This is a genomic window from Burkholderia sp. AU39826 (genome assembly GCF_020419965.1).
GTDB lineage: Bacteria > Pseudomonadota > Gammaproteobacteria > Burkholderiales > Burkholderiaceae > Burkholderia > Burkholderia semiarida.
In genome coordinates, this window is sequence record NZ_JAIZQG010000020.1 from 108,268 (window position 1) to 118,240 (window position 9,973).

The following is a 9,973-nucleotide window of genomic DNA, read 5'->3' on the forward strand; positions in this document are numbered from 1 at the left end:
GTGCGAAAAACGAAAAGGAATGGCGCGAAGCTCGGGAAAACCCGTGCGTGTTATTAGTGCGACGAGAAACGTGCCGCCCGTATCATACCGGCAGACCGTCGAATTGCGACAGGCAGGAATACGGCAGCCCGGTTATACCGCATTTTCGTGTCGGCTCATCGCAAAAAAGCGTGAGGGCCGCCGCGCGAAGGGTTGCGCCGATCCTTACATATTGCATACGATTTACCGCACGCATGTCGTATGTGAGACAGTCTTCGGATCAATGTGATATTTCGGACATGAAAAACTGCTAATGTCGCCCTTTTCGGACTTGGATCTCAGCACTACCGCCGGAAGTGGCCTGAGCCGGCATCGACCCATTCATCCATGACAAGAAATCGCTTCGTTATGCGGCGTGTTGCCACGACCCTGCTCGTGGCCGGCATCATCGTCTCGCAGGCCGCCTACGCTCAGGTCACGCTCAACTTCGTGAATGCGGATATCGACCAGGTCGCGAAAGCGATCGGCGCCGCGACCGGCAAGACCATCATCGTCGACCCGCGTGTGAAGGGTCAGCTCAACCTCGTGGCCGAACGGCCGGTGCCGGAAGACCAGGCGCTGAAGACGCTGCAGTCCGCGCTGCGCATGCAGGGCTTCGCGCTCGTGCAGGATCACGGCGTGCTGAAGGTCGTGCCGGAAGCCGACGCGAAGCTGCAAGGCGTGCCGACCTACATCGGCAACGCGCCGCAGGCGCGCGGCGACCAGGTGATCACGCAGGTGTTCGAGCTTCGCAACGAATCGGCGAACAACCTGCTGCCCGTGCTGCGGCCGCTGATCTCGCCGAACAACACGGTGACGGCCTACCCGGCCAACAACACGATCGTCGTGACCGACTATGCGGACAACGTGCGCCGCATCGCGCAGATCATTGCGGGCGTCGACAGCGCCGCGGGCGCGCAGGTGCAGGTCGTGCCGCTGCGCAATGCAAACGCGATCGACCTCGCCGCGCAGCTGCAGAAAATGCTCGACCCGGGCGCGATCGGCAACAGCGACGCGACGCTGAAGGTGTCGGTCACGGCCGACCCGCGCACCAACGCGCTGCTGCTGCGCGCGTCGAGCGCGTCGCGCCTCGCGGCCGCGAAGCGCCTCGTGCAGCAGCTCGACGCACCGAGCGCGGTGCCCGGCAACATGCACGTCGTGCCGCTGCGCAACGCCGATGCGGTGAAGCTCGCGAAGACGCTGCGCGGGATGCTCGGCAAGGGCGGCAACGACAGCGGCTCGTCGGCGTCGTCCAACGATGCGAACAGCTTCAACCAGAACGGCGGCTCGTCGTCGAGCGGCAACTTCTCGACCGGCACGTCGGGCACGCCGCCGCTGCCGTCCGGCGGCCTCGGCGGTTCGTCGTCCTCGTCCGCGTATGGCGGCGGCTCGTCCGGCGGCGGCCTTGGCACCGGAGGCCTGCTCGGCGGCGACAAGGACAAGAGCGGCGACGACAACCAGCCGGGCGGGATGATCCAGGCCGACTCGGCCACCAATTCGCTGATCATCACCGCGTCCGATCCGGTTTACCGGAACCTGCGCTCGGTGATCGACCAGCTCGACGCGCGGCGCGCGCAGGTCTATATCGAAGCGCTGATCGTCGAGCTGAACTCGACGACGCAGGGCAACCTCGGCATCCAGTGGCAGGTCGCGAGCGGCCAGTTTCTCGGCGGCACGAACCTGAACCCCGGGCTGGGGCTGGGCAACAGCATCATCAACCTGACGGCGGGCGGCGTGACCAACGCCGCCGGCGGGATCACCGGCGGCGGGCTGGCCTCCAACCTCGGCTCGCTGAACCAGGGCCTCAACATCGGCTGGCTGCACAACATGTTCGGCGTGCAGGGGCTCGGCGCGCTGCTGCAGTATTTCGCGGGCGTCAGCGACGCGAACGTGCTGTCGACGCCTAACCTGATCACGCTCGACAACGAGGAAGCGAAGATCGTCGTCGGCCAGAACGTGCCGATCGCGACCGGCTCGTATTCGAACCTGACGAGCGGCACGACGAGCAACGCATTCAATACCTACGACCGTCGCGACGTCGGCCTGACGCTGCACGTGAAGCCGCAGATCACCGACGGCGGGATTCTCAAGCTGCAGCTCTACACGGAGGATTCGGCGGTCGTCAGCGGCACCACCAACGCACAGACCGGCCCGACCTTCACGAAACGCTCGATCCAGTCGACGATCCTGGCCGACAACGGCGAGATCATCGTGCTCGGCGGCCTGATGCAGGACAACTACCAGGTGTCGAACAGCAAGGTGCCGCTGCTCGGCGACATCCCGTGGATCGGCCAGTTGTTCCGCTCGGAATCGAAGCAGCGCGCGAAAACCAACCTGATGGTGTTCCTGCGCCCGGTGATCATTTCCGATCGCAGCACCGCGCAGGAAGTCACCGCGAACCGCTATGACTACATCCAGGGCGTGACGGGCGCGTACAAGTCGGACAACAACGTGATCCGCGACAAGGACGACCCGGTCGTCCCGCCAATGCCGCTGGGCCCGAGCCAGGGCGGCACGCCGGCCGGCAATCTGTTCGATCTCGACAAGATGCGCCGCCAGCAGTTGCAGCGCCAGGTCGCGCCCGTGCCGGCGCAGCCGTTGCCCGAAGCGACGCCCGCGCAGCCGCAGGGCGTGCCGCAGCAGGCGGTGCCGCAACAGCCGCTGACCACCGCGCCGGGAGCCTCGCAGTGAGCGACGTGCTCGCGTCCTCCGCCCACGACGGCGCGCCGGGCGAGCGCCAGCCGCCGTCGCCGCTGGCCGCGCGCCTGCTGCCGTACGGCTTCGCGAAGAGCGGCCAGGTGCTGATCGCGCATCAGCTCGACGACACGCTCGAGGTGTGGATCAGCGAACGCACGAGCGACGCCGCGCTCGCGGAGATCGCGCGCAACTTCGGCTCGATCGCCGTGCACCGCGTGCCGGCCGACGAGCTCGCGCAGGCGATCAACCAGGCGTACGCGCGCCAGGACGGCAGCGCCGCGCAGGTGGTCGGCGAGGTCGAAGGCGAAGTCGACCTGTCGCGGCTGATGCAGGACATCCCCGAAGTCGAGGATCTGCTCGAATCGGAAGACGACGCGCCGATCATCCGGATGATCAACGCGCTGCTCACGCAAGCGGCGCGCGAACAGGCATCCGACATTCACATCGAGCCGTTCGAGAATGCGTCGGTCGTGCGCTTTCGCGTCGACGGCACGCTGCGCGACGTCGTGCGCCCGAAGAAGGCGCTGCACGGCGCGCTGATCTCGCGGATCAAGATCATGGCGCAGCTCGACATCGCGGAGAAGCGCCTGCCGCAGGACGGCCGCATCACGCTGCGCGTCGGCGGCCGGCCGGTCGACGTGCGGGTGTCGACGCTACCGACCGGGCACGGCGAGCGCGCGGTGCTGCGTCTGCTGGAAAAGGACGCGCAGCGCCTGAACCTCGAAGCGCTCGGGATGGGCCGCGACACGCTCGTGCAGTTCGACAAGCTGATCGGCCGCCCGCACGGCATCGTGCTCGTCACCGGCCCGACCGGGTCGGGCAAGACGACCACGCTGTACGCGTCGATGTCGCGGCTCGAAACCGCGACGACCAACATCATGACCGTCGAGGACCCGATCGAATACGATCTCGCCGGCATCGGCCAGACGCAGGTGAACGAGCGGATCGGGATGACTTTTGCCCGTGCGCTGCGCTCGATCCTGCGACAGGACCCGGACGTGATCATGATCGGCGAAATCCGCGACCTCGAAACCGCGCAGATCGCGGTGCAGGCGTCGCTGACGGGCCACCTCGTGCTCGCGACGCTGCACACGAACGACGCGGCGTCCGCCGTCACGCGTCTGACCGACATGGGTGTCGAGCCGTACCTGCTCGCGTCGTCGCTGCTCGGCGTGCTCGCGCAGCGCCTCGTGCGCCAGCTCTGCCCGGTCTGCAAGGAAGAACGGCACGAGGAAGGCCGCACCGTGTGGCATCCGGTCGGCTGCGACAAGTGTGGGCATTCGGGGTATTCGGGCCGGCGCGGCGTCTACGAACTGCTGCTGGTCGACGAGTCGATCCGCGCGCTGATCCACCGCAACGCGGCCGATGCCGAGATCCTGGCCGCCGGCCGCGCGGAAGGCATGCGCACGCTGCGCGACGACGCGGAGCGGTGGCTCGCGGCCGGCGCGACGTCGCTCGAGGAAGTGCTGCGCGTGACGGGAGGCGCATAGCGCGATGCCGGCATTCCGTTTCGAAGCAATCGATGCGGCGGGACGCGCGCAGAAAGGCGTGATCGATGCCGACAGCGCGCGCGCCGCGCGCGGCCAGTTGCGCACGCAGGGGCTCACGCCGCTCGTCGTCGAGCCGGCCGCGAGCGCCACGCGCGGCGCGCGTTCGCAGCGGCTCGCGTTCGGCCGCAAGCTGTCGCAGCGCGAACAGGCGATCCTTACGCGCCAGCTCGCGAGCCTGCTGATCGCAGGGCTGCCGCTCGACGAGGCGCTCGGCGTGCTGACCGAGCAGGCCGAACGCGACTACATCCGCGAACTGATGGCTGCGATCCGCGCCGAAGTGCTCGGCGGCCATTCGCTCGCGAATGCGCTGGGCCAGCACCCGCGCGATTTTCCGGAGATCTACCGCGCGCTGGTCGCGGCCGGCGAGCATACCGGCAAGCTCGGCATCGTGCTGTCGCGCCTCGCCGATTACATCGAGCAGAGCAATGCGCTCAAGCAGAAGATCCTGCTGGCGTTCACGTATCCGGGCATCGTCACGCTGATCGCGTTCGGCATCGTCACGTTCCTGCTGAGCTACGTCGTGCCGCAGGTCGTCAACGTGTTCGCGAGCACGAAGCAGCAGTTGCCGATCCTCACGGTCGTGATGATGGCGCTGTCGGAATTCGTGCGGCACTGGTGGTGGGCGATCCTGATCGCGGTCGCGCTCGTCGTGTGGTTCGTGAAGGCGACGCTGTCGCGCGCCGGGCCCAGGCTCGCGTTCGATCGCTGGGTGCTGACCGCGCCGCTCGCGGGCAAGCTCGTGCGCGGCTACAACACGGTGCGCTTCGCGAGCACGCTCGGCATTCTGACCGCGGCCGGCGTGCCGATCCTGCGTGCGTTGCAGGCGGCCGGCGAGACGCTGTCGAACCGTGCGATGCGCGCGAACATCGACGACGCGATCGTGCGCGTGCGCGAAGGCTCCGCGCTGTCGCGCGCGCTGAACAACGTGAAGACGTTTCCGCCGGTGCTCGTGCACCTGATTCGTTCGGGTGAAGCGACGGGCGACGTGACGACGATGCTGGATCGCGCGGCCGAAGGCGAGGCGCGCGAGCTGGAGCGCCGCACGATGTTCCTGACGAGCCTGCTGGAGCCGCTGCTGATCCTCGCGATGGGCGGCATCGTGCTCGTGATCGTGCTGGCCGTGATGCTGCCGATCATCGAGCTGAACAACATGGTGCAGTGACGTGGCGGCCCGATTCCGCGTGCCGGGCCGCGGCCGTCAGCGCATGTAGATCGCGGGGGACGGCGTGTTCGCCGGGAGCTGGACTTCGGCGCGCGCGCCGTTGCGGTCGACGATGATCGAGCGGCTGCGCACTTCGGCGAGCTTCGCGCCGGGCGTGAGCTCCGCGCCGAGCGACACGGCGCGCGGCGGTTCGCCGCCGATGCCGACGATCGCGGCGCCGCCATGATCGAGCGCGAGAATGCCGAACAGGTGGATGTCCTGGACGGGATTCTTGTCGAGCTGGCCGCCGAAGAGCGCGGCGGCGTCCTCGGTGCGGATCGGCAGCCGCGCGGCGGCGGCGGGCAGCGGCGCTTCGCGGGCCGACAGCGTGACGACCCAGTAGGTGGCCGTCGCGCACAAACCCGCGAAGAGGGCGAGGGAAAGGATCCGGATCGAGAGCGCGTTCATGCGCGCTATTGTACGGATGTATGTGAAATTTGCGTTGGGTGAAAGCCCTCGGCGATGCGCGCCTTACAATGCGGGCTCCGCGCCCGGGGTATCGGAAGCCTGTCGTCAGGCCGGCATTCCGGAATGCCCGTCGGGTGCGTCACTCAATCGACGACATTTTTTGGAAAGAGGTAGTCAGTCATGCAAACGTGGATCACTCGCCGCAACGCGGCCGTGCGTCGTCAGCGCGGTTTCACGCTGATCGAGATCATGGTGGTGGTCGCGATCCTCGGGATCCTGGCGGCGCTGATCGTGCCGAAGATCATGAGCCGCCCGGACGAGGCGCGCCGCATCGCCGCGAAGCAGGACATCGGCACGATCATGCAGGCGCTCAAGCTGTACCGTCTGGACAACGGCCGCTATCCGACGCAGGAACAGGGCCTGAACGCGCTGATCCAGAAGCCGACCACCGATCCGATCCCCAACAACTGGAAGGACGGCGGCTATCTCGAGCGCCTGCCGAACGATCCGTGGGGCAACGGGTACAAGTACCTGAACCCGGGCGTGCACGGCGAGATCGACGTGTTCAGCTACGGCGCCGACGGCAAGGAAGGCGGCGAAAGCAACGACTCCGACATCGGCTCGTGGCAATGAGCCGGCGCTGATCGCCCCGACGTTTCATTCCCGTTCTTCATGCTCGCCATTCGCACGACCTCCCGCTGCGGCCGCGATTGCCGTGCGCGTCGCGGTGCGGTGCCGTCCGTCCCGGCGGGCGCCGATGGCGGCTTGACGACGCCCCGCGCGGCGCGGCGTCGCGCGCGCGGTTTCACGCTGCTCGAAATGCTGGTCGTGCTCGTGATCGCGGGGCTGCTCGTGTCGCTCGCGTCGCTGTCGCTGACGCGCAATCCGCGCACCGACCTGCGCGAGGAAGCGCAGCGCATCGCGCTGCTGTTCGAGACGGCCGGCGACGAAGCGCAGGTGCGCGCGCGGCCGATCGCGTGGCAGCCGACCGCGCACGGTTTCCAGTTCGACGTGAGCTCGCCCGACGGCTGGCGCACGCTGCGCGACGACTTGCTGCGCCCGCGTGACTGGGACGGCGGCGTCACGGGCGCGGACATCGATTACCCGGGATCGGACACACGCGCGAACCGCGTCGTGTTCGGCACCGAGAGCATCGACACGCCGGTGCGCGTGACGCTGCATTCGGCCGCCGGCAGCGCGACGATCGTCGGCACCGGCAACGGTCGCTACGAGGTGCAATGACGATGCGTCGTCGCCTGCCCTTCCCCGCTTCTTCCGCCCGCGGCTTCACGATGATCGAGGTGCTGGTCGCGCTCGCGATCATCGCGGTCGCGCTCGCCGCGTCGATCCGCGCGGTCGGCACGATGGCGACCAATGCGTCCGACCTGCATCGCCGCCTGCTCGCCGGCTGGAGCGCCGACAACGCGCTCGCGCAACTGCGGCTCACGCATGCGTGGCCGGAGGTCGGCGAGCAGAGTTTCGACTGCTCGCAAGGCAACGTGCAGCTCGTCTGCACGCAGCGCGTGAGCACGACGCCGAACCCGGTGTTCCGGCGCGTGCGGATTTCGGTGAGCATGCCCGGCCGTTCCGGCGTGCTCGCGCAGATGGTGACGGTGGTCGCGAATGAAACCAGCCGTCCGCTCTGACGCGCCGATGCGACGCCCGTCCGCCTGTGCCGGCCGCGGTTTCACGCTGATCGAGCTGATGATCGCGATCGCGATCCTCGCGGTGGTGGCGATCCTCGCCTGGCGCGGGCTCGACCAGATCATGCGCGGCCGCGACAAGGTGGCCGCCGCGATGGAGGACGAGCGCGTGTTCGCGCAGATGTTCGACCAGATGCGCATCGACGCGCGGCTCGCCGCGACCGACGACGAGGCCGGCCAGCCGGCGATCGGCGTCGCCGGCAATACGCTGCAGATCGTGCGCGAGCTCGACGTGCCGGGCGTCGCGCCGCGGCTGCAGGTGGTCCGCTACCGGATCGCCGGCGGGCGCGTCGTGCGCTATGCGTCGCCGCCGGTCGACGACACGAACCGGCTGCGCACGATGCTGAAGGACAGCAGCGTCGAAGGCTGGAGCTGGGTCGCGCTGATGGGCGGCGTCGGCGCGATCGACGCGAAGCTGTACGTGCCGCGCGTGGGCTGGACCACCAACCTGCAGACGGCCGACGAAGCGCTCGCGCAGAACAACGACGCGCTGAAGGTGCCGCAGCTCGGCAACGCGCCGCCCGCGCGCGCGGTGACCGGGCTGCAGGTCAGCATCGGCGCGACGTCGCTGCGCGTGCCGGTCACGCGCATCTTCCTCGTCGGGGAATGACGATGCGTGCGCGCCCTTTCCGTCGAATGCCTGCCCGCCGCCAGCGCGGCGCGGCGATCATCACCGCGCTGCTCGTGGTCGCGCTGTCGGCGATCCTCGTGTCGGGGATGCTGTGGCGCCAGCAGGTGCAGATCCGCCGCATCGAGAACCAGCGCGTGATCGCGCAGGCACAGTGGGTCGCGCGCGGCGCGCTCGACTGGACGCGAATGATCCTGCGCTCCGAAGGCGACACGGCGCCCGGCATCACGTATCTCGGCGGGATCTGGGGCGTGCCGATCGCGAAGACGAAGCTGTCGGATTTCCTCGGCCGGATCGGCGCGCCCAACGAGACGGGCGGCGACGACACCTACCTGTCCGGCTCGATCGAGGACGCGCAGGCGAAGTTCAACCTGCGCAACCTCGTGTCGTCGCCGGCGCCCGGCGTGCTGCAGTTGAACGTCACGCAGATGCAGGCGTTCCAGCGCCTGCTGACGACGCTCGGCTACGACAGTGCCTTCGCGAAGCGCATCGCGCTGCAGGTGCGCGCGGGGCTGCTGCATTCGGCCACGCGATTCCAGATGCCGAACCTGCCCGGCGGCGGCGGCACCGCGGCGAATGCCGCGACCGCACCGGTGACGAGCGGCGACATGCAGGGCAGCGGCTTCACCGACGATCCCGGGATGGCCGGCGGCGAGCGCGGGCCCGCGCCGCTGATGATGACGCGCGTCGACAGCCTGCTCGACGTCGACGGCGTGACACCCGAAATGGTCGCGCGGCTGCGCCCGTTCGTCACCGTGCTGCCGACCACGACGCCCGTGAACATGAACACCGCGCCGGCCGAAGTGATCGCCGCGCTGATACCGGGGATGAGCGTGTCGTCCGCGCAGGCGCTCGTCGCGCGCCGCGAGACCGTGTTTTTCCGGAACGTCGGGGACGTGCAGCTCGCGCTGCGCGGCGCCGGCGCGCCGCCGAACGTGACGATCGACTCGAGCCTCGTCGACGTCAATTCGAGCTATTTCATCGTGCATGGCCGGATCCAGCACGAACGCGCGGAGGTCGACCGTACCTCGCTCGTGTATCGTGATCCGACCACGCACTCGACGCGGATCGTGCGCATCCGCGATCAGCTATAACGACGCCAATCGGGAGAGGAGCGCTTGTGAGCACGTTGATTGTTTCTTTGCCGCCGCGCGAGCCGGCCGTGCCGCTGCAGGAATGGCAGTGGCCCGAGCTGCCGTTCATGCTCGTCGACAAGGCCGGCCAGGTGCAGCGCGCGGGCCGCGCCGCGCTCGCGCTGTTGCCGCGCGCGAACGCAACGGTGCTGATCGTCGCCGCGCGCGACGTGCTGCTGCTGGCCGCGACCGTGCCGCCGCTGAAGGGGCCGAAGCTGCGTCAGGCGCTGCCCAACATCGTCGAGGATCAGTTGATCCAGGATCCGCTCGGCTGCCACATCGCGCTCGATCCGGCCGCCCTGCCCGACGGGCGCCGCGTGCTGGCCGTCGTCGATCGCGCGTGGTTCCGCACGATCTGCGACGCGTTCACCGCGGCCGGCCACCGGCACCTGAGCGCGGTGCCCGCGACCCGCTGCCTGCCGGCGCCGCGCGCGCCGGCCGAAGCGGCATCCGCCTCGGCGCTGGCCGACGGTGAGGGTATCGACGCCGCCGCGCTTGCCGCGGACGCCGCCGAGCCGCCTGCCCGCCCGGCCACGGTCGCCGCGGTGCTCGGGCTCGCGACGGCGGTCGAGCCGGTGCTCGTCGAAGCCGGCGCGCTGCCGGCGGCGGCCGGTGCGCCGCGCCTCGAGCTGGCG

The 9,973-nt window shown here is 68.9% G+C and carries 10 protein-coding genes; 9 read left to right on the top strand and 1 reads right to left on the bottom strand.

All coding sequences use genetic code 11. The features are described 5' to 3' along the window. The first annotated feature begins 366 nt into the window (after positions 1–366). From gspD to gspF, 3 genes are read left to right on the top strand one after another with little or no spacing between them, the layout of a single operon-like run. Positions 367–2,709, top strand: coding sequence for a type II secretion system secretin GspD (gene gspD, locus LGM42_RS26535; protein ID WP_226233747.1), 2,343 nt, complete (start codon positions 367–369; stop codon positions 2,707–2,709). 5 nt (positions 2,710–2,714) lie between these two features. Further along, positions 2,715–4,205: a type II secretion system ATPase GspE gene (gene gspE, locus LGM42_RS26540; protein ID WP_316252109.1), complete on the top strand. Its 1,491-nt coding sequence runs from the start codon at positions 2,715–2,717 to the stop codon at positions 4,203–4,205. Positions 4,206–4,209: 4 nt separating this feature from the next. Continuing rightward, complete coding sequence (gspF, locus tag LGM42_RS26545) at positions 4,210–5,427, top strand: type II secretion system inner membrane protein GspF (protein WP_059638548.1); 1,218 nt, start codon at positions 4,210–4,212, stop codon at positions 5,425–5,427. A 36-nt stretch (positions 5,428–5,463) separates the two neighbouring features. Here gspF and LGM42_RS26550 read toward each other — a convergent pair whose 3' ends face one another. Next, positions 5,464–5,874, bottom strand: a complete 411-nt coding sequence (locus LGM42_RS26550) for a hypothetical protein (RefSeq protein ID WP_059638550.1) — start codon at positions 5,872–5,874, stop codon at positions 5,464–5,466. Between the two features lie 180 nt (positions 5,875–6,054). On the opposite strand from LGM42_RS26550, the gene gspG reads away from it, so the two are divergent. From gspG to gspL, 6 genes are all read left to right on the top strand, one after another. Further along, a complete protein-coding gene (gspG, locus tag LGM42_RS26555) occupies positions 6,055–6,507 on the top strand; it encodes a type II secretion system major pseudopilin GspG (protein WP_027783126.1) in 453 nt (150 codons plus the stop codon). Between the two features lie 39 nt (positions 6,508–6,546). Further along, positions 6,547–7,116, top strand: a complete 570-nt coding sequence (locus tag LGM42_RS26560) for a GspH/FimT family pseudopilin (RefSeq protein WP_060310254.1) — start codon at positions 6,547–6,549, stop codon at positions 7,114–7,116. Next, complete coding sequence (gene gspI / locus LGM42_RS26565) at positions 7,113–7,520, top strand: type II secretion system minor pseudopilin GspI (protein WP_059580427.1); 408 nt, start codon at positions 7,113–7,115, stop codon at positions 7,518–7,520. Before LGM42_RS26560 ends, gspI begins: the two co-directional genes overlap by 4 nt. Before the next feature lie 7 nt (positions 7,521–7,527). Further along, positions 7,528–8,187 carry a type II secretion system protein J gene (locus LGM42_RS26570; RefSeq protein ID WP_413227432.1) on the top strand — a complete coding sequence of 220 codons (660 nt, stop codon included), beginning with the start codon at positions 7,528–7,530 and terminating at the stop codon, positions 8,185–8,187. 2 nt (positions 8,188–8,189) lie between these two features. Beyond that, positions 8,190–9,299, top strand: a complete 1,110-nt coding sequence (gspK, locus tag LGM42_RS26575; protein WP_059580677.1) for a type II secretion system minor pseudopilin GspK — start codon at positions 8,190–8,192, stop codon at positions 9,297–9,299. 26 nt (positions 9,300–9,325) lie between these two features. Continuing rightward, a partial coding sequence (gspL, locus tag LGM42_RS26580; protein ID WP_226233750.1) for a type II secretion system protein GspL occupies positions 9,326–9,973 on the top strand: 648 nt, incomplete at its 3' end.

What these genes read in the sequence shown, in the direction of transcription:
- gspD (WP_226233747.1), top strand. Translation starts at nt 367, where the DNA reads ATGACAAGAAATCGCTTCGTTATGCGGCGTGTTGCCACGACCCTGCTC.
- gspF (WP_059638548.1), top strand. Translation starts at nt 4,210, where the DNA reads ATGCCGGCATTCCGTTTCGAAGCAATCGATGCGGCGGGACGCGCGCAG.
- LGM42_RS26550 (WP_059638550.1), bottom strand. Translation starts at nt 5,874, where the DNA reads ATGAACGCGCTCTCGATCCGGATCCTTTCCCTCGCCCTCTTCGCGGGT.
- gspG (WP_027783126.1), top strand. Translation starts at nt 6,055, where the DNA reads ATGCAAACGTGGATCACTCGCCGCAACGCGGCCGTGCGTCGTCAGCGC.
- LGM42_RS26560 (WP_060310254.1), top strand. Translation starts at nt 6,547, where the DNA reads ATGCTCGCCATTCGCACGACCTCCCGCTGCGGCCGCGATTGCCGTGCG.
- gspI (WP_059580427.1), top strand. Translation starts at nt 7,113, where the DNA reads ATGACGATGCGTCGTCGCCTGCCCTTCCCCGCTTCTTCCGCCCGCGGC.
- LGM42_RS26570 (WP_413227432.1), top strand. Translation starts at nt 7,528, where the DNA reads ATGCGACGCCCGTCCGCCTGTGCCGGCCGCGGTTTCACGCTGATCGAG.
- gspK (WP_059580677.1), top strand. Translation starts at nt 8,190, where the DNA reads ATGCGTGCGCGCCCTTTCCGTCGAATGCCTGCCCGCCGCCAGCGCGGC.